This is a genomic window from Spirulina sp. CS-785/01 (assembly GCF_028330525.1).
Classification (GTDB): domain Bacteria; phylum Cyanobacteriota; class Cyanobacteriia; order Cyanobacteriales; family Spirulinaceae; genus JAQMSD01.
In genome coordinates this window covers 35,766-55,195 of record NZ_JAQMSD010000060.1, presented here as the reverse complement: position 1 = coordinate 55,195, position 19,430 = coordinate 35,766, and the positions used below count along the sequence as shown (strand labels likewise).

General features: G+C 46.4%; 14 protein-coding genes. 6 read left to right on the top strand and 8 right to left on the bottom strand.

Annotated elements, in window-relative coordinates; translation table 11 throughout:
* Positions 1-122: 122 nt before the first annotated feature.
* Complete coding sequence (gene bicA, locus PN462_RS03485; RefSeq protein WP_272126565.1) at positions 123-1,910, bottom strand: bicarbonate transporter BicA; 1,788 nt, start codon at positions 1,908-1,910, stop codon at positions 123-125.
* Between the two features lie 309 nt (positions 1,911-2,219).
* On the opposite strand from bicA, the gene PN462_RS03480 reads away from it, so the two are divergent.
* A complete protein-coding gene (locus tag PN462_RS03480; RefSeq protein WP_272126564.1) occupies positions 2,220-3,614 on the top strand; it encodes a cation:proton antiporter in 1,395 nt (464 codons plus the stop codon).
* Positions 3,615-3,755: 141 nt separating this feature from the next.
* Positions 3,756-4,664, top strand: coding sequence for a LysR family transcriptional regulator (locus PN462_RS03475; protein ID WP_272126562.1), 909 nt, complete (start codon positions 3,756-3,758; stop codon positions 4,662-4,664).
* A 152-nt stretch (positions 4,665-4,816) separates the two neighbouring features.
* Here the strand turns inward: PN462_RS03475 and PN462_RS03470 are convergent, their stop codons facing one another.
* Positions 4,817-6,220, bottom strand: a complete 1,404-nt coding sequence (locus tag PN462_RS03470) for a serine/threonine protein kinase (RefSeq protein ID WP_272126560.1) — start codon at positions 6,218-6,220, stop codon at positions 4,817-4,819.
* The gene (locus PN462_RS03465; protein WP_272126559.1) at positions 6,217-7,686 is read right to left on the bottom strand and encodes a protein kinase domain-containing protein; all 1,470 of its coding nucleotides are present in this window, start codon (positions 7,684-7,686) and stop codon (positions 6,217-6,219) included. Before PN462_RS03465 ends, PN462_RS03470 begins: the two co-directional genes overlap by 4 nt.
* A gap of 235 nt (positions 7,687-7,921) precedes the next feature.
* Between PN462_RS03465 and PN462_RS03460 the strand changes: the two genes are divergently transcribed.
* Positions 7,922-9,196 carry a homoserine dehydrogenase gene (locus PN462_RS03460; RefSeq protein ID WP_272126558.1) on the top strand — a complete coding sequence of 425 codons (1,275 nt, stop codon included), beginning with the start codon at positions 7,922-7,924 and terminating at the stop codon, positions 9,194-9,196.
* On the top strand, positions 9,196-9,900 hold the full coding sequence (locus tag PN462_RS03455; RefSeq protein WP_272126557.1) for a cation diffusion facilitator family transporter: 705 nt from the start codon (positions 9,196-9,198) through the stop codon (positions 9,898-9,900). The genes PN462_RS03460 and PN462_RS03455 overlap by 1 nt, the downstream gene beginning before the upstream one ends.
* Positions 9,901-9,976: 76 nt before the next feature.
* Here PN462_RS03455 and PN462_RS03450 read toward each other — a convergent pair whose 3' ends face one another.
* The 3 genes from PN462_RS03450 to PN462_RS03440 form a co-directional block, all read right to left on the bottom strand.
* Complete coding sequence (locus PN462_RS03450) at positions 9,977-10,249, bottom strand: hypothetical protein (protein ID WP_272126556.1); 273 nt, start codon at positions 10,247-10,249, stop codon at positions 9,977-9,979.
* A 201-nt stretch (positions 10,250-10,450) separates the two neighbouring features.
* Positions 10,451-11,647 carry a tetratricopeptide repeat protein gene (locus PN462_RS03445; RefSeq protein WP_272126555.1) on the bottom strand — a complete coding sequence of 399 codons (1,197 nt, stop codon included), beginning with the start codon at positions 11,645-11,647 and terminating at the stop codon, positions 10,451-10,453.
* Between the two features lie 160 nt (positions 11,648-11,807).
* Positions 11,808-13,376, bottom strand: a complete 1,569-nt coding sequence (locus PN462_RS03440) for a rhomboid family intramembrane serine protease (protein WP_272126554.1) — start codon at positions 13,374-13,376, stop codon at positions 11,808-11,810.
* Positions 13,377-13,424: 48 nt separating this feature from the next.
* Between PN462_RS03440 and PN462_RS03435 the strand changes: the two genes are divergently transcribed.
* Together PN462_RS03435 and PN462_RS03430 are read left to right on the top strand one after the other, a co-directional pair.
* Complete coding sequence (locus PN462_RS03435) at positions 13,425-13,562, top strand: hypothetical protein (RefSeq protein ID WP_272126553.1); 138 nt, start codon at positions 13,425-13,427, stop codon at positions 13,560-13,562.
* A gap of 218 nt (positions 13,563-13,780) precedes the next feature.
* Positions 13,781-15,349 carry an NAD(P)H-quinone oxidoreductase subunit N gene (locus tag PN462_RS03430; protein ID WP_272126551.1) on the top strand — a complete coding sequence of 523 codons (1,569 nt, stop codon included), beginning with the start codon at positions 13,781-13,783 and terminating at the stop codon, positions 15,347-15,349.
* A gap of 251 nt (positions 15,350-15,600) precedes the next feature.
* Here the strand turns inward: PN462_RS03430 and PN462_RS03425 are convergent, their stop codons facing one another.
* On the bottom strand, positions 15,601-17,007 hold the full coding sequence (locus tag PN462_RS03425; protein WP_272126550.1) for a phospholipase D-like domain-containing protein: 1,407 nt from the start codon (positions 17,005-17,007) through the stop codon (positions 15,601-15,603).
* Positions 17,008-17,301: 294 nt separating this feature from the next.
* Positions 17,302-19,398: a cation:proton antiporter gene (locus tag PN462_RS03420; protein ID WP_272126549.1), complete on the bottom strand. Its 2,097-nt coding sequence runs from the start codon at positions 19,396-19,398 to the stop codon at positions 17,302-17,304.
* Positions 19,399-19,430: the final 32 nt, after the last annotated feature.

The following is a 19,430-nucleotide window of genomic DNA, read 5'->3' as shown; positions in this document are numbered from 1 at the left end:
TAATGACCAGACAAAGAGCCTAAAACTAGCTACGCATTTTAGGGTTTGATGGCTTAGGAAACGGAGTCCATGAAGGACAGAGACGGGTCAGCTACTTGAAGGAAGGCACGAAGCCTCTTCCTTCAAGGAAGAGGTGCTGACGACTTCTCAGAAGAACTCGTCCCATTGGCAGTGGTGGACATCTCACTCGAATTTTCAGAAGTCTCAGTAGAAGAAACCGCAGAAGAAGCCATTGCCTCTTCCGTCGCCTCTACCTCATCCGTATAACCCTTAATCTTAGCCACCGCCAAGCGTAACGCTTCTACACGAGTCGCCACCCGGTTTTGATAGGGAACACGGTCCAAAATATTGAACTGCTGTAACCGTTGCTTAATCTTGCCGTCATCCCCGACAATAAACACTTCAACCGAATTATTATAAGCAGAATCCACAACTTTCTCTAACCCTAACGTTGCCGTCACCCCTAACATCGGCACATCACTCAAATCAATAATCAAGGCTTTATAATTATTCAGAATCGACTGACGTTGGGTAACAGCTTTGGCAGCCCCGAAACTCATTGGACCCCCTAGGTGTAACAGTAATGCTTTACCCTCCGCTTGTTTCAGTAACTGTTTCGCTTCATCATTCTCTAACACTTCACCCGTGGGAACATCAATAGCTTTCACTTGTTCCGCTTGGATATCCGCTAACCGCTTAATGGTCAGGATATTGGCCACAAACACCCCAACCCCCACAGCAACAATTAAATCCACAAATACCGTCAGCAACAACACCCCATACATAATGGCCGCTGCCTTCAAGGATAACTTGTGCGCCCGTTTCAGAAATTTCCAGTCAACAATATCAATCCCAACTTTTAACGCAATCCCTGCTAACACCGCCAAAGGAATATTTTTAGTTAATGCCCCAGCCCAGAGAATCACCACTAATAAAATTAAAGAACGAGTCAGCCCAGAAACGGCGGTTCTTGCCCCAGTTTGGATATTGACAACCGTTCCCATGGTTGCGCCAGCCCCCGGTAAACCACCCGCTAAACCGGACATAATATTCCCGATCCCTTGACCAATAATCTCTTTGTCAGAATTATGTTGGGTTTGGGTCAAACTATCGGCAATGACAGAGGTTAACAGAGAGTCAATACACCCTAACATCCCTAACACCACAGCATCCAAGATCATCTGCTGTAACTGTTCAGGAGAAAATGCAGGAATTTGTAACTCCGGAAGCCCCATGGGGATTTCACCAATGATGCGAATATCTGCATTAGCGAAGAAAATCAGCGAAACAACTGTCCCAATGACTAAGGCCGCGAGTTGCGGGGGGACCCATTGTTTCACTTGATTGGGGGTGAAGAAAATTACCGCCACCGTTAACACCCCTAAAATGACTTCAACGGGGTTTAAGGTATTGAATAACTCCGGAAAGCTGCTAATTGTCCCCACAACGCCACCTCCGGGGGAATCATGCCCCAAGAAAGGCGGAATTTGCAGAATGATGAGAATAAAGCCAATCCCGGACATGAAGCCCGAAATCACCGTATAGGGCATCAGGGTGACATATTTCCCTAACCGTAATACCCCAAAGAGGATTTGGAATACCCCGGCCATCATAACCACTGTAAATGCCATGGCCATGCCGTTTTCTGGGTTAGCGGCGATCATGGTGGTGACAACCGCCGTCATCACCACCGTCATGGGTCCTGTGGGTTCGGAAATCAGCGTCGGTGTTCCTCCAAATAAGGAGGCGAAGAAGCCCACACAAAACGCCCCGTAAAGCCCGGCTTGCGCCCCAGCCCCGGACGCTACCCCGAAGGCTAAGGCCATGGGTAAGGAGATAATGGCGGCGGTGACACCTCCAAAAATGTCGCCGCGTAAATTGCGGAAATGTATTTTATTGGTTATTTGCATTAGTTTGCTCAATTCTGCTCTGTTATAGCTTCAATTCTGACCTGATTATAGATTTAATCCTGACCTTTTATAGAAGAGAATCTATTACGGGATTGAAAACATTTACTTCTATCTATGGTTAGATTCCTAAACATAGTGTCTGGGGATACAGTTGAACAGAAGCAAGTTGCATCCTTCCTAATAGAGAGGCCGCAATAGCGGTGGTGTAAAGGTTTTCTGAATTACCCCTAGCTAGTAAGCTAAGGGATCAGGAGGTGGGCTGTTGTGGCCTCTCCACCCATAGCTTTGAATGTATGATCGAACAAGCAGATGAATATGATCGAAACGTTATCAAGGGGACTGCCTCCCCTCTTAGCAACGGCTGAGGCAGATACTGGCCCAATGGTTTTGGCTGGTGTATTGTTGAGTTTAGTGGTGATTTATATTGCCAGTAAGTTAGGCGGTGAGTTATCCCGTCTCTTAGATTTACCCCCCGTGTTGGGGGAATTGGTTGGAGGGGTACTGGTGGGGATTTCTGCCCTCCATTTTCTCGTCTTTCCTGAAAGTGGGGCGACGGCCAGTGATTCCCTATTGATGGGGATTTTACAACAGTTGGGGGATTTAAGTCCCCAAGGGGTACAGGAGGTTTTTAGTACCCAGAGTGAGGTGGTTTCCCTGCTGGCGGAGTTAGGGGTAATTGTCCTCCTGTTTGAAATTGGTTTAGAGTCCGACTTGCGCGAGTTGCAGAAAGTGGGCTACCAAGCGATTATTGTGGCCATTTTTGGGGTTGCTGTTCCTTTTGGGGCTGGCACTATTGGCTTAATGACCCTGTTTGGGATGTCTGCGGTGCCGGCGATTTTTGCTGGGGCAGCGTTGACGGCCACCAGTATTGGGATTACGTCTAAAGTTCTCTCGGAGTTGGGCTATCTGAAATCATCGGAAGGCCAGATTATTCTGGGGGCTGCGGTGATTGATGATGTGTTAGGGATTATTGTGTTGGCCGTGGTGGCCAGTTTGGCGAAGACAGGTGAAGTGGATGTGATGAATATTCTTTACCTGATTTTAAGTGCCAGTGGCTTCCTGTTGGGGTCGATTTTGTTAGGGAAGGTTTTTAATAAGAGTTTTGTGGCGATCGCAGAAAAACTAAAAACCCGAGGCAATCTCGTCATCCCGGCCTTTATCTTTGCCTTTCTCATGGCCTTCCTCGCCAATGTCATCCAGTTAGAAGCTATTTTAGGGGCATTTGCCGCCGGACTGGTTCTCGACGAAACCGACAAACGCAAGGAATTGGATAAACAGGTGATGCCCATTGCCGATATTTTAGTCCCTATTTTCTTCGTCAGTGTCGGGGCGAAAACCGATTTAAGTGTCCTAAACCCCACTATCCCCGCCAACCGCGCTGGATTGGTGGTTGCTGCGTTTCTCATCGTTGTCGCAATTATTGGTAAGATCATGACAGGGTGGACGGTGTTTGGTCGTCCAGGAATCAACCGTTTAGCCATTGGGGTTGGAATGATTCCACGGGGAGAAGTTGGCCTCGTCTTTGCGGGAGTTGGGTCTGCCAGTGGGGCGTTATCGGAGTCCTTAGAAGCGGCTATCATTATGATGGTGATTATTACCACCTTCTTAGCCCCGCCCTTCCTCCGCTTTGCCTTTAAATCTTCAACTCCTCCAGAGGAAGCGGAAAGCGTCGAGTCTGAAAGCAAACAACCCATGAGTTCGTAAATTGAACTGGAGAAACCGGGTTTCTGTATAAATGGGTAAACGTTCACCCACCGTAAGAGAAGAAACCCGGTTTCTCAACTCAATGCAATTATCCATCACCTATCACCCATTAGCTATTACCCATCACCAATTACCCAAAAGATGATTCAAGCGACTCTCCACCAACTGCGCGTTTTTGAAGCAACCGCCCGTAATGGTAGTTTTACCAAAGCGGCTGAGGAGTTAATGATTCGTCAGCCTACGGTATCCTCTCAGGTGAAACAGTTAACCCAAGCCATTGGTTTGCCGTTGTTTGAACAAATGGGCAAACAACTGTATCTTACTCAAGCCGGTGAGGAGTTGTTGGCCACTTGTCAAGAGATTTTTGACCGTTTGGATCATTTGGAGATGAAAGTGGCTGATCTCAAGGGGATGAGACAGGGACGGTTACGGTTAGCCGTGGTGACGACGGCGAAATATTTTATCCCCCGCATATTAGGTCAATTTTGTCAAGAGTATCCCGACATTGATATTGCGTTACAAGTGACCAATCACCGCAAACTCACCCAACGGATGCGGAATAATTTGGATGATTTATATATTTTGAGTCAACCCCCAGAGGATGTTGATCTAGTTGCCCAACCGTTTTTAGAGAATCCCTTGGTATTGGTGGCCCGTCGGGATCATCCTTGGGCTAAACGTCGCAGTATTCCCATTACTGAGTTAAATGATCAACCGTTTATTATGCGGGAGTTGGGATCAGGGACTCGTCAGGCAGTACAAGACTTGTTGAATCGTTGTAAAGTGAAAGTGAAGGTGCGCTTGGAGTTGGGGAGTAATGAGGCGATTAAACAGGCGATCGCAGGAGGATTAGGCATTTCAATTTTATCCAAACATAGCCTGTCCCCAGTGGAGTTAAAAAGCGAATATACCCTATTAAATGTGCAACATTTACCCATCCAACGGCGTTGGTATGCGGTGTATTTATCCGGTAAACAACTCTCGGTGATTGCTGATGCTTTTCTGCATTACTTACTGGAAATGCCCAGTGAGGAAGGGATGATTGCGTGATGGAGAATATCCCTTCACCCTAGGAGTCAAAGGACGTAAGTATTCAGATAATGCTACCTTTATATGCCTTCAGTTAAAACCAAAGGCTAATAGCTGAAACTCCCTGTTCCCTAGCCTCACCAGCCAATGAACACTTTTTCAGCAAGCCCTATTTAAGAGTCGCGGCTGATGGCTGAATGCTGACCAAAGGACAAACAAGTTTGCAATTGTTGGACGAGCCAATTTTGCTCTGAACGGGGTAAAAGAGAAGCAAACCGATAGGTTTGGCGAGAGGTGATCAATTCACACATCGTAAACGGGAGATTGATGCCAAAAAACTGGGCTTGGGTAGAACAAATTTTCTGAATATCTTGTAGAATTTTGTTTTGATACTCAGAATTTAAGAGTGTTTTGCTGATCTGAATTTGATGGGGACTAACTTCAATGTTAATGACTGAAAATGCCGCATAAATAAATTTATAAAGTATCCATAAACCGAACAAGGTAAAAATCCCAAAAATGACGTAATTTGCCGGATTCAGAACTAAACCTAAATCGATCATACACCACATTAAAAAGGCTAAAATTCCATCCCAAAGAAAAATAAAGATAGCGATTTTTTGACTATGAGAACTACGGAGTTGACCACTAGGAATTTTAATCAATAGCTTTTCTCCCGCTTGCTTCACTTTAATTTCACTATTAGCGGGTTTTCGGTGCATTTTTCGGGAAGGTTGAGAAGGGGGAATTACTTGTTCTCCCCGTAATACAGCTAAGGCTTCTTGGGCAGAACTAAAACGGTCTTCTAAAGCGGGTTCAATCATTTTATCCAACCAATCGGCAAAGAATTGATCTAAATTTAAAACCTCCCGGAAATTAATTTTAAGTTTATCTTGGGGTAATGTTGCCGGAGAATCCCCCCATAAGAGAAATAATAATGTTGTGCCTAACCCATATAAATCTGTCCCTAATTTAGCTTGACCCCGAAATTGTTCTGGAGCAATATAGCCATAAGTTCCTACAATGGTACTTCCTCCTGCAACTGTTTGTTGGTAAGTTTCTTGAACTGCCCCAAAATCCACTAAAAAAAGTTGCTCACTGGCAGTTTTATCTTGATTAAAAATAATATTTTGAGGTTTAATGTCTCGATGAATAATTGGGGGATTAAAATTTTGTAAATAAACTAAAATTTCTAATATCTTTGTAGCTACTTTTTTGACTGACTTTATCGAAAGTTTCCCATTTTTTTTTACTAGGGTGGCTAAGGACTCTCCAGGGGCGAGTTGTTGAACTAAATAAAAATTGCGGTTATCGGGTTGATCTAGTTGAAAATAGTCAATATAACGAGGAATTGCCGAATGGTCTAATTGAGATAAAATGCGAGCTTCTCGTTCAAAAAGCTCTAAAACTTTCCAATCTTTCACCCGATGTAATGAAAGTGTCTTAATCGCCACCAATTGATCGTTTTCTACATCTTTGGCGATGTAAGTAATCCCCATTCCTCCTTGTCCTAATGGTTTCAGAAGGCGATATTTGTTGGCTAAGAGGGGTTGTGAGTTTTGGGGAGTTGGTGTCATTCGTAAGCGTGTCCTCCCTGTTGGATTTGTTGGACGACTTGGGAATATCTTTTTTGACGAGCGTAATCCAGTGGGGTTCGATTTTGGTTATCTTGGGCATTAATGTTAGCTCCCTGACGAACTAATAACTCGATAATCTCTGGAGAGGGCTGTTTTTTAGTAACCGTCATCCCGTAATAATCGAGTAAATTGGGCTTACTAATGGCATGATGAAGGGGAGTTCGTCCAAAGGCATCTCTAGCATTAATATCCGCACCATAGTCTAGGAGGAGTTGTACCAGTTCTGGGTCATTGTGGTGAACGGCAGTATGTAACACCTGATGTTCGTCTGGAGAACGAGGAGAATTAACCGCAACATCAATCTTTGCTCCTTGGTCTAACAGAAGTTTTGCGACATCGGGATGTCCATTGGAAACGGACCAATGTAAGGGGGTACTGTGATCCATGTCTCGCGTGTTGACCTGTACTCCTCGTTCTAGATACTCTTGAACGGTTACTGCGTCTCCGTCTCGAATCGCAGTATAGAAGGGATAAGGAGTAAAGCCAAAACGACTCAAGATTGGATATTTAAACGTATTGAGGAAGATTCCCCCTAGAAGGGCGATCGCTAGTAAACTAGCCCCTAAGACCCTGCGCTGAGTGGAGACGGAGGGCGGTTTGATAGTTTGCGATCGCAAGGCATTTAAGGCGTTTTCTGCGGAAGAAAAGCGGTCTTGAAGGTCGGGGGCTAACATTTGCTCTAACCACAGCGCAAACCCCTCAGAAACCGTTACAGAGGAACGAAAATCAATGGTGAGGCGGTCTGTGGGAAATTCCGAGGGAGACCGATGGGTGAGTAAAAATAACAAGGTTGCCCCCACACTATACAAATCTGTCCCTGGAACGGCTTTCCCGATAAACTGTTCTGGGGCCATATACCCATAAGTTCCTACCACGGTACTACTTCGCGCTAAGGTACTCTGATAGGTATTTTGCACCGACCCAAAATCCACTAAAAAAATTTTTCCTTTGTCCTTGAGAATCAGGTTATGGGGTTTAATATCTCGATGAATGACTGGAGGGGAAAGTTGATGTAAATAAGTTAAAACCGTTAACAGTTGTTCCGTGATTTGGCGAATCTCGGTAGGGGTTGCACGCCATCCTTGTTGGACTAAGCGTTCTAGGGATTGTCCCTCGACTAATTCTTGTACCAAATAGAAACAATAGTTCTGCTCGGTTTCAATGGGGAAAAAATCGAGATACTGGGGAATATTGGGATGTTGCAGGGTTTTTAAGACTTGGGCTTCTCGTTCAAAGAGTTCAATAAATTTGATATTCTCGATATGTTGGAGGGAGAGGACTTTAAGTGCAACCTTTTGCCCTGTTTTTAAGTGTTTCGCAGCATAAGTGATCCCAGAACTCCCTTCACCCAGAAGATTGAGAAGATAATATTTTTCTGCAATGATTTCTCCAATTTGGTGTATCATAATGGCTTCTACAACTGAAAGCGGCTTGGGAGATGAAGCTGACTCACTCTTTGCTCTCTGCTCGTTTCCTCTAGTATAAGCTCATTTTTCCTTCACCGGACGCTCTAGTTTCTACCTCAATCGAGAATAGAAAAGTCAAACAGGGGTTTCTGGGGTTTACCTCAATCCGCCTCGGCTTTCCGGTAAAATAGAAGACTAGCACCATGTAAGACTCGCAGAGGAAGGAAGCGCGATCGTGAAAGTAGGTCTATTAGGACTGGGAACAGTTGGGACAGGGACAGCCGAAATTTTATTATCGCCGTCGGGACGGAATCCCCTGTTGAAGGAAATTGAAATTGCTCGCATTGGGGTGCGATCGCTCTCTAAACCCAGAGAGGTGGCGTTACCGTCAGACCGCTTCACGACGGATTTAGAGTCCATTGTCACTGATCCCAATCTTGAGATTATAGTAGAGTTAATCGGCGGCATTGAACCCGCGCGATCGCTGATTCTCCAAGCCATCAAAGCCGGAAAACATATTGTCACCGCCAACAAAGCGGTTATGGCCCGTCACGGAGACGAAATTTACACAGCGGCCAATGAAGCAGGAGTCTATGTCTTACTCGAGGCCGCAGTCGGGGGAGGCATTCCCATTATTCAACCCCTGAAACAATCCCTTGGAGTCAATAAAATTGAACGGGTTACAGGAATTATCAACGGGACCACCAACTATATTCTCACCCAAATGCAACACGAAGGCAGCGACTTTGCCGAAGTCCTCGCCGAAGCGCAACAATTAGGCTACGCAGAAGCCGATCCCACCGCCGATGTCGAGGGGTATGATGCCACCGATAAAATCTCGATCCTCGCATCTCTGGCCTTTGGAGGACGCATTCACTACGACGATATTCAACGGGAAGGGATTCGGCAAGTTAATGTCACCGATATTAATTATGCGCGGCAATTAGGATTTGTGGTGAAACTCTTAGCCATTGCCCAACGAGACGAACACACCCACGGATCACTGCAAGTCCGAGTCGGTCCCACCCTCGTCCCCGAAGATCACCCCTTAGCCAGTGTGAATGGAGTGAATAACGCCATTTTAGTAGAAGCTGACCCCCTCGGCCAGGTGATGTTTTACGGGCCAGGGGCCGGGAAAGGGGCTACGGCCAGCGCAGTGGTGTCGGATATTCTACAAATTATCAGTGTGTTACAAAGCAATGCCCAAAATCATCCCCTGTTAACCTGTTCTCACCAAAATTACTGCACCATTACCCCCATTGAGGAGTTAGAAACCCGCTTTTATGCGCGATTTTTATGCGGCGATCGCCCAGGGGTGATCGGCCATTTAGGGACTTGTTTTGCCCATGCTAAAGTGAGTCTAGAATCCGTGGTGCAAATTGGCTTTCAGGACAATTTAGCCGAAGTCGTCGTCGTGACACACGATGTCCAAGAAGGGAACTTTCGTCAAGCTGTAGAGTCCATCAACCAAGAAGATATTAACGTCACCAGTATTTTACGAGTTTTGTGATGGCTGCTTGTTGGTTGAAGGATTGCCAAACCTGTATCTCCCCCCTGAAAGGCCGTTTACTGCCCGTGGCCTTACTCCTCGTGGGGAGTTTTGCAGGGGTGGAATGGTTGGTGGGAAAGTGGAGTCGTAGTTTGGCCTTGCAGGCCGACTCCGGACATTTATTCTTAGATGGGGCGGCCATTGCCCTCGCATTATTGGCCATGGGAGTCTCCCGTCATCCCCGCTTACGGCAACATCCCGTAGAAGTTTGGGCCGCCATGGCCAACGGGGGGAGTTTATTGGTTATGGGGGGATTAATTGCTTGGGAAGCCATTCGCCACTTCTTCCATCCTCCCACAGCAATTGTCAGTTTGCCTATGTTAATGACTGCGATCGTTGCTTTAGGGGTGAATGGGGTGAATATTGCCCTATTGCATCGAGATTATCGGGACGATATTAATATTCGGGGGGTGTTCCTCCATGCAGTGACAGACGCGCTGAGTTCTCTAGGAGTCATTATAGCCGCCATTGTCATCAGTCTTTGGCATTGGCAATGGGTTGATGCAGCCATTAGTTTAGGGGTTGCGGGATTAATGGGAGTCAGTGCAGTCCGATTATTACACCAAAGTTACCAACAGTTAAAAGTTACTTCTCCCCCCTTAGACAATACCGGATTCTGGGAAGTTGGAACAACAGATTTAGCCCAAATTATTCATCGTGGATAAGAGGATAGGTTTATTGTAAAATTATAATAGCAAGCGTGAAGATGTGGCCATTCCTCCCGCGACTAATCGCGCTTCGCTATGTAGTCGGAGAATCCTTGCCACGTATTTTGAAAGAAATTGACTTTTTGGGTTGGAGGGTTGTTGTTGGGGGTTGGGGAGGGGAAAGTTCTTCGGGAGACGCTTGGGAGGGGGTTTCAGGGAAAGCGGTGAGACTGTCGCGGTTTGATGCGATCGCCAGTGCAATTCCCGCTACACCAAACACGGGTAAGGGGATTTCTATTCCCTGTAACCAGTCTAAGAGTTCAATGATGACAAATAAGAGGCCAAAACTAACAATCCAAACACGCATTATCTTCTCCAAAGCTGCATTGTTGTTATTTTACGGGGTTGTGGGGTCGGTGGCCTAGATTTTTAAGCATTCAGCCGTCAGCTTTTCCATGAAAGCGGCCCGCCTGGAGAGCTAGGAAAAACCTTGCTCGCCTCCCATCGACCAACGAGTGAGGTCAGTATTTTCAACTGATGGCTGACAACGGATAGCTGATGCTTATGGTCACAGAAATCTAGAGACGAGATCAATTTTTTCTTGGAATTCATATTGGGCATAATCAAGACGTTCAGCAAGGGTTAAACCTTCTTGATAGGCGATTAAAGCGCGTTGATAATCTTCGAGTTCAACGTAAATATCGCCCATTTTTTCGTAGGTTTCCATCATGGTATAAAAATCATAGGCATATTGGGCGGCTTTGAGTTGTTCTTGATAGATTTCTAGGGCATAGTCGGGTTGATTATATTCATAGTATAGGGCGGCCAGTTGTTTTAAGGCGGTGCTGGCGTAGCCAAATTGTTGGTTTTCCCAAGCCAGGGAGAAGGCTTCTTGATAGGTTAAGTTAGCGGTTTCAACTTCGCCGATGGTTTCGTAATTTTCAGCGATCGCAATTTTGAGGGGGGGAATTTGGGCGATGAGTGCTTTTTTTTGGTAGCGTTCTAGGAGTTGTTGACGAGTCTGAATGGCTTTTTCAGGTTCGACCATTTGATCATAAATATAGGCTAATTGCTCTAGATAGTCCATGATAGCAGCGTCATTATACTGCGATCGCGCAATGAGCAGCAATTCTTCATACACTGAGGCCGCGTCTGCATATTTAAACCATCCTAAGTGTAAGCCAGCGATCGTTTTTAAGGTACTTTCGAGTTGATTAATATTCCTCGTCTGACGCACATCAGCTAAGATGAGTTCATACATGGCTAAGGCGTTAGGATAAAGGCGAATTTTCTCATAAGCCTTTCCTAATGCCCAATATAGGGGTTTTTCTAAGGTTTCTTCTTCTTCGGCTTCAGTTTGGATGGCTTCGAGGCGGTTACGAATGACGGTAAGATCGGCTTGTCGTTCACTTTCCCAAGCGACTTTTCCCACTCGGCCTAATGCGTTTACTTCTGCAACAGGCCCCAAATACCGTCGCAACCGTAATTCCCGATACCAAATATCAAAGGCTTCTTCGGGGTTGTCTTTTTCCCATTCTTGGGCTGCTTGAAGGGCTAAGTCGTCTAAGTTTTCCTCCAGTCTGCGTTTTTCTAAGGTAGAGAGGGGCCGTTGTTCAATGGCAGGCCGTAACAAGGGATCAGGTTCAGTAAATTCTAATGGATTTTCCCGTTCTTCCCTATCTTCTTCTGGGCTTTCTTGGGCTTGTCCAGATGTTCCCAAGGATAATATTAATAAAAGGGTTAAGAGGAATGTTAAGGGTTTCATTTTTTCGGTAATGGGTAATGGGTAATTGGGGCGAAGAAACCGGGTTTCTGTTTAACATTGTCAAAAAATATGATCAGTTTGGATAGAAACCCGGTTTCTGACCTACTGTGATTGTTATGAACAAAGAAAAAACTGTTAATTGTTAATGGTTAATTGTTAATCACCCCTTGCCCATTTTTTGAGCCAATAACATGGTTAAGGTAAACCCCAACCCTAACCCTAAAACATGGGCTAAAACACTGACTTCGGGGATAATTAAGTCAAAAGTGATTTGTAAGCCAATAATGACTAAAAATAACCGTAACCGTCGCGCTGCAATGGGGCTGTTGTCTTTTAACCAGCCTTGCAGGAAAATGGCTACAATTGCCCCTAAAACGCCCATAATGGCGGCAGATGCCCCAACAAGGCTTTGATAGGGGTCATTTTGGGCAATAGCAATGGCACTAAATAAAAACATAGCCCCGATGCCACTGCCTAAATAAATGAACAAATATCGCCCTCTCCCTAAGCGAGATTCCACAAAAGGACCGAGGAGATATAAACCAATCATATTGGCGAATAAATGCAAATACCCGTAATGGAGGAAGTTGGCCGCCAGGAGTCGCCATCGTTCTCCTTTTACCACAGCATAGGGAACTAAAGCCCCCAGTTGGTTGAGGGTGTCGAGGTCTTGACTGCCGCCTAAAATCACTTCTACGAGAAAGACTAGGACATTGAGACCAATTAAACTATAGGTGATGGAAGCGCGACTCGGAACGAAGGTGACGGGGTTGCCATAGCAGACTTCTTGGTGAATTTCCGATTTCAAACGATCTAGCATTTGCCAGGCGAGATCGGTGAGGGTGGTTCTGGGGTTGGCGGGGGGGTGGTTGAGTCGCCACGCGATCGCGCTTTGTAAGACATTATCATTAATCTGATGTTGCAGTCGGACTAACTTATGACGGGCTTTAGGGTTACTTTGGGCGGCCATTTCGGCGGTAATGCGCCAAAACACTTTAACTCTGGGGGAATAGGCAGCAAGAGGCCCATTTAATAACCGTTCCACCTCTTGGGGTTGGCCACAAAAGGCCAAAGCAAACATCCGCACCAAATTTAAGGGGATGGGATTCCCCCCTTTTTCTAAGGTGCGTTCATAGCGTTCTAACCCCCACAGCATCCCGTTTAAGTCTCCCACTTCGCCCAAGGCGCGTAAATAGTACAAAATTAAATGCGGGTCTTTGACTAACACCGTCTCCGGTACATGAGTCTGTATCCAGTGGAGAAGTTCCGCCCATCTTGCCCCCATGAGGAATAATAAAGCGGTGGCGTTGCGGCCTAGGGGGATGCTGGTGGTTTCGTAAGGGCGTAAACTGCGAATCGCTTGGGTCATTTGCCCCTGTTGTCCCATTTCTAGGGCAGAAAGAATCATGGGTTGTTCAAACCAACCATCGGCGGGATGTAACCAGCGTAAGAGGGTGGCCCAGCGACGGGCATCGCGGAAACGATCTTGATAAATGAGTTTATTGACTTGGGCAAACCCCATTAAGGGGAGGAGGAGAAAGATGGCCCAAAGGAGTCCCCCCACGATACCAGCCCATTGGGGGGAAACCAGATACAGTCCCCCGGTAATGCCTAAAATTGCCCCTGAGACAAAACTCCAACCGCGACTATGAGGGGCTAATAGGGTACGAATGAAGAAGGAGAGAGAGGAGAGACAAACCAACCAAACCAATAAGTGATGCCAATTCATAAGCGATGCGAAGAAGATTGGGGGTAAGGGCGTTGTGCTTGGGGAGGGGTGGACGTTTTGGGAGAAAGGGGAGGAGGAGGGTATGAGAGGGGAGAATTGCGATCGCTGGTTTTATTCATAGGTTATGCTTCTGACCGTTGGAAACCCCGCATCTGTCAGACGGGGGGACTGATAGGCAATCTCTAGACCGGAACACTGTTAGCGCAGAACGTAACACGGTACAATCCATAGATAACAGTTTAGAGAATATCCGCGCAAAACCGCCTCTTTCTAAGCGGTTGTTTTGTGGGAAAATACTCTCCCAGTCGGAGTGTGAATAAGTATAGAGTAAGTCTTGAGGGGTGAATTCCCGTTAGACTTAAAGCTAGTGTTTTAGACCATTGATGGAATAGTATTGAATTTCTATGGATTTTTCGAGTGCGATCGCGTCTCAGCTTAATGCGGGAGCAATTTTACCGGAGGGGATTGTAATTATCACCCTCATCAGCGTGTTAGTGGGCGATTTGATTTTAGGGCGCAATGCCTCACGGGGGTTGTCCTATCTGGCAATTCTCGGTTTATTGGCCTCTATTGTCGCCCTTGCTTTCCAATGGAATACGCCAACGACTTTCGCCTTTTTAGAGAGTTATAGTGCCGATGATTTAAGTATTGTGTTTCGGGGCATCATTGCCCTGTCCACGGTGGTAACAGTGTTAATGTCGGTTCGCTACGTGGAACAGTCGGGGACTTCTTTGGCGGAGTTTATCGCCATTTTGTTAACGGCCACCTTGGGGGGAATGTTCCTCTCTGGGGCCAATGACTTGGTGATGGTGTTTATTTCTTTGGAGACGTTGAGTATTTCCTCATATCTCCTCACGGGTTACACCAAGCGCGATCCCCGATCCAATGAAGCGGCGTTAAAGTATTTATTGATTGGGGCTGCTAGTTCGGCTATTTTCCTCTACGGGGTGTCCCTGCTGTACGGGGTATCGGGAGGCGAAACCAATTTACAAGCCATTGCGGCCAATTTAACCGATGTGACCGGGGGACAGTCCCTAGTGGTAGCCATTTCTTTGGTTTTTGCGATCGCAGGAATTGCCTTCAAAATTTCTGCCGTCCCCTTCCACCAATGGACTCCGGACGTTTACGAAGGTTCACCCACCCCCGTAGTCGCCTTTCTCTCGGTAGGATCAAAAGCAGCCGGGTTTGCCTTAGCCATTCGGATGTTAGTCACCGTCTTTGAACAAGTGACCAGCGAATGGCAATTTATCTTCACCGCCTTGGCCATCCTCAGTATGGTACTGGGTAACGCGGTAGCCTTAGCCCAAACCAGCATGAAACGGCTTTTAGCCTATTCCTCCATTGCCCAAGCGGGTTTTGTCATGATCGGTATTGTAGCGGGAACAAATGCCGGATATTCCAGCATGATTTTCTATCTGTTGGTTTATTTATTCATGAACCTAGGGGCATTTACCTGCGTCATCCTCTTTACCTTACGGACAGGAACAGACCAAATTGCCGATTATTCCGGGTTATACCAAAAAGACCCCCTCTTAACCCTCGCGTTAAGTATTTCTCTCTTATCCCTAGGAGGAATTCCGCCCCTCGCTGGCTTCTTTGGTAAGATTTACCTGTTCTGGGCTGGTTGGCAAGCCGAGTTATACGGGTTAGTCCTATTAGGATTAATTACCAGTGTTATCTCCATCTATTACTACATCCGCGTGGTGAAAATGATGGTCGTCAAAGAACCCCAAGAAATGTCCGACGTGGTAAAAAATTATCCGCCCCTCCGTTGGAATTTACCGGGGATGCGTCCTTTACAGGTGGGAATTGTCGTGTCGTTAGTCGCTACCACTTTAGCGGGCATTCTCTCCAACCCTCTCTTTACCATTGCGAATGATTCTGTGGTGAATACGTCGATTCTGCAACCGAAACCTACCACTGGAGAAAAGGTTTCTCAGGTGTCTCCCGTTGCAACGGAGACGGTTGATTAATTTTCCCTGAGTTCCTAACTTTCAGTCCACCGGAGAAAGGTCTTTTCTCCGGTTTTTTGATCACCGTAAGCATTCAGCTATCAGCCATCAGCCGTCAGCTTAAAACGCTTACTCGTTCAACGTTTTTTTTTACATACCCTGACGGTTTGACACCTAAATCGACAAAATTTCCTTGTTACTCAACCCGTTTTAACGGGTTTCAGCTATTAGCCTTGGGTTAAAACCCAAGGCATATAAAGGTAGCATTACTGCTATAATCCCGGACATTGTTCCATCTTCTCCCGAATTCTCTCCTCAATATATTCCGGAACCCCCAAACTCGCCGTTTGATACAATCGTTGAAACTCCCGTTCATAATGGGCCGCAACCACCGGATTTTCTAAAATTAACACCGTTTCATCATTCGTCTTATTGGCCGCAGCCGACCAATTATGAGACCCTGTAATCACCGTTTGTCCATCCATCACCCCAAACTTGTGATGCAGTTTATCCCCTTCCGCTAACTGGGGAATTCCTACTGTTGTAATAGAATTTGTCCAAGGTTGATTATTTTTCTCATATTGGCAGTTTTGCGGCAAAGCAACCCCCAACATATCCAACCCTTCACTATAATTACGAAAGGCAAAACTGCGGTCAATCAAGGCTTGTACCGTAACCCCTTGTTGATGACGGGATTGTAAAGTATTGACAATGCGCTGATCGGAAAAGACAAATAAGGCTAAATTAACCGCACTTTGCGCCTGTTGTAGCCTTGCGGCAATTAATCCATTGCTACTCTGTGGCCAAGGTTGCGTTTCCGAGGTGGGGGAAAATTGCACCGTGACTGGGGTTTCCCCAACCATCACCCTTTGGGGAGACCTATACTTTTTTTGCACCCCAAAACGACTATCCGGTTGTTTCCCCACTCCATCCCCCCACATCTGGTTAAATTCTGCGGTGAAAATTTCCGCTAAGGCAACGTTTTGGAGATGAAGGAGATTATTGGCATTGCCGCGACTTTCTGGGGTGTCTAAGTCACCATGAATGCCACTCAGCGTCCAATTGGCTGACCCTGTAATGATGGTAAAATTATCCACAACCATAAATTTATGGTGCATTAAACCCGATCCTTTTGATCCATCGGCGGTATCATCAAGAACTGGGATTCCGGCATTTTTGAGGATTAGTAAAGCATCATTGTCTTCTGCTTCTTGGGGGGAAAGTTGGCCATTGTTGTCTTGATCGGCCAGTTGGACAAATTCTTGATAACGGGTGCGATCGCGCCGATCCAACTCCCCCACCTCCGACACACTCAACCCCCCCCACGACCGATTATAGTCATTTTCCACAATCACCCGCACCTGAACCCCCGCTTCCTGTTTCGCCGCCAACGCTTCCGCAATCCGTGGCAACCGAAACTCTTGCACCGCAACATCAATCCTAGACTCCGCTTGCTCAATGGCCTCAATAATCACCCGTTCTAAATTATCCCCCCGTCGGGCAATATTGCGATAAGGATCAGTATAATCCGCCCCCTTCGCCTGGTTATGATTCATATAAACCCGAATCACCGCATCTTGGGGCAAAGGATCAGGCCGTTTAAACTCAACCTTGGGCAACTGGCAAGCCGTTAAACTCACCAAAAGTAAAGCAGCAATAGGGAGATGGAGTTTGGTCATTGATTCTTGGTTCTTAATTCAGCCTAGAAACCGAGTTTCTTTTTCCAACTTAGTCTAACAAGAGACTCTGAGACACAAACCCAGTTTCTCCCTTTGCGGAACTTCCGACTATTCTTTTCTCCACTAGCAACTAGCAACTATAGCATTTTCAAATGAGGAGTAAACCCCCATGGGGGTTTACTCTAATCCTAAAAACCCCTCTATCCCTGATTTTCTGTTCCCTGTTCCCCGTTCCCTATTCCCTATTCCCTTTGCCAAACAAGTCAGTTTACAACTCTGATAAAAACGCTATATCTAAGAATGCGGTTCACCAAACAACACCAAAGAACAAGTCAACTCATTCATCATTTGCGTTGTCACATTGCTCACCGCTAACCCCCCCGCAGTCCGATAACGAGTCGAGCGTAAAATTACCATATCAAAGGCTTGGGCCGCCTTCACAATCACCTTAGCCGCATCATCGTGAATAATTGTCTTCACCTCCGTTTTCACCGCTAATTCCGTCTTCTTCAATAAATCCCATAATTGCTGCTCAAAAATTTGTAATTGTTCCGGATCAGTGCGATGATCCCCCACGTGCAGCAACGTGAGCGTTGCTTGGTTCGTATCCGCAAACAATTGGGCAAACCGCAACGTCTGCACCACAACCGGAGTAATACTCTTAATCGGCACTAAAATCCGGTGAATATCAATGGGTTCATCCATCAACCGCATCACCGCCACAGGACAGTGAGACGACCAAAACACCTGATCGATCACATTGCCAAATAACTTCGCCCGTAACCCCTGCTTTTCACTCCATCCCATCACAATTAAATTCGCCTTTTGCTCGCGTGCCACCCGACTGATCCCGTGGGCAATATCATCATCAATGCGAATTTGGGGGTCCGCCGTCACCTGAAACTCATTACTCACCTCCACGGCCCGCTCTAACAATCGTTCACTGCGTTTCAGGGCAATTTGTAACTTGGGTTCGTCCATGTGAACATGGGCCATAGAGATAGAGAGAGGAACAACAATGCCATCTTCGTGACGGGCTAATAATGCCCCCATCTCCACCAAATATTTTTCAGTGAGAGGATTGTAAACTGGAACAACTACCGTAAAGCGATCGCTATCCGGAACAAACTGACTCGGATGTTCCCACTCCAACCCCAACGTCCAATCCTCTTGATCTAAATCAATCTCCGCTTGCGGTGGAGCAATCCGACTAGCAAACTGAGACGTTAAAATCGGCCCCAGCAACGAAGTGATCAACATCAAAACAATCACCCCATTAAACACACTCTCCGTAATCAAACGCTCATCCGCCCCATTCAGCGTCTGATACCCCGCTAACGCTGCCGCCAAAGTCGCCGCCACCTGGGGGAGAGAAAGAGACCACATCGTCAACATTTCCTGCCAATTATAGCGATACAGGAACTTCGCCAACCCCGCAGCCAAGAATTTACCCAGCAGTAAACCCCCTAAAATCCCCCCCGTGAGAGCAATTTCCGTCGTCAGCGAATTAACTAACGCCGAAACATTCAATAACAGTCCCATCCCCACAAAGAAAAAAGGAATAAACAGGGTACTCCCCACAAACTCCACCTTTTCCTTCACCGGGCCACTCCCCACCACATCATTCACCGCTAACCCAACCAAGAACGCCCCAACAATCTTATCAATATTGATCAACTGTGCGCCCAAACTCGCCAGAAACACCGCCCCCAACACAAACAGAAACTGATTACTTTCCTCATCCCCAGTCCGGCGAAAATACTCCTTTCCTAACCAATCAAACCCAAACAAAACAATCACCGCATAGATCGCTAAACTCGCCAATTGTAAAACCAGACTTTCCGGAGTAAAATTACCGCCGTGAATCGAGACACACACCGCCAGCACTAATAACGCCGCAATATCCGTAAAAATCGTCGCCCCAATCGTGACAGTCACCGCTTCATTACGCACAACCCCCAACCGTTTCACAATCGGATAACCAAGAAGCGTATGAGAAGCCAGCAAAGACCCCATTAAAATCGCAGTATTCCAACCAAACCCCACACCTCGCCCCACCAAAGTCCCAGCAATTAACGGTAAAGCAAAAGTCGCAATCCCAAACCCCAAAGAACGGTCTTTCTTCTTACGGAATTCTTGCAAATCAATTTCTAATCCAGCCACAAACATGAGATAGATTTTCCCAACATCCGAAAGCAACTTAATCGTATCGTCTTCAGGATTTAACAATCCTAGTCCATTCGTCCCCAACACCACACCAGCAATTAATAACCCCACCAGTCCAGGAAGTTTCACCCGTTCAAAAATCGGAGGAATAATCAAAACCGTGAGAATCAAAATGGTAAAGTCAACAAGAGGAGTATCCGGAAGCAAATTGAGGAGATTTTCCATAGGTTAAGGAGCAGTTGACACAGTTTATAGTA

Coding starts and splice junctions, on each gene's coding strand:
- bicA (WP_272126565.1), bottom strand. CDS start 1,910: ATGCAAATAACCAATAAAATACATTTCCGCAATTTACGCGGCGACATT.
- PN462_RS03480 (WP_272126564.1), top strand. CDS start 2,220: ATGAATATGATCGAAACGTTATCAAGGGGACTGCCTCCCCTCTTAGCA.
- PN462_RS03475 (WP_272126562.1), top strand. CDS start 3,756: ATGATTCAAGCGACTCTCCACCAACTGCGCGTTTTTGAAGCAACCGCC.
- PN462_RS03470 (WP_272126560.1), bottom strand. CDS start 6,220: ATGACACCAACTCCCCAAAACTCACAACCCCTCTTAGCCAACAAATAT.
- PN462_RS03465 (WP_272126559.1), bottom strand. CDS start 7,686: ATGATACACCAAATTGGAGAAATCATTGCAGAAAAATATTATCTTCTC.
- PN462_RS03455 (WP_272126557.1), top strand. CDS start 9,196: ATGGCTGCTTGTTGGTTGAAGGATTGCCAAACCTGTATCTCCCCCCTG.
- PN462_RS03450 (WP_272126556.1), bottom strand. CDS start 10,249: ATGCGTGTTTGGATTGTTAGTTTTGGCCTCTTATTTGTCATCATTGAA.
- PN462_RS03445 (WP_272126555.1), bottom strand. CDS start 11,647: ATGAAACCCTTAACATTCCTCTTAACCCTTTTATTAATATTATCCTTG.
- PN462_RS03440 (WP_272126554.1), bottom strand. CDS start 13,376: ATGAATTGGCATCACTTATTGGTTTGGTTGGTTTGTCTCTCCTCTCTC.
- PN462_RS03430 (WP_272126551.1), top strand. CDS start 13,781: ATGGATTTTTCGAGTGCGATCGCGTCTCAGCTTAATGCGGGAGCAATT.
- PN462_RS03425 (WP_272126550.1), bottom strand. CDS start 17,007: ATGACCAAACTCCATCTCCCTATTGCTGCTTTACTTTTGGTGAGTTTA.
- PN462_RS03420 (WP_272126549.1), bottom strand. CDS start 19,398: ATGGAAAATCTCCTCAATTTGCTTCCGGATACTCCTCTTGTTGACTTT.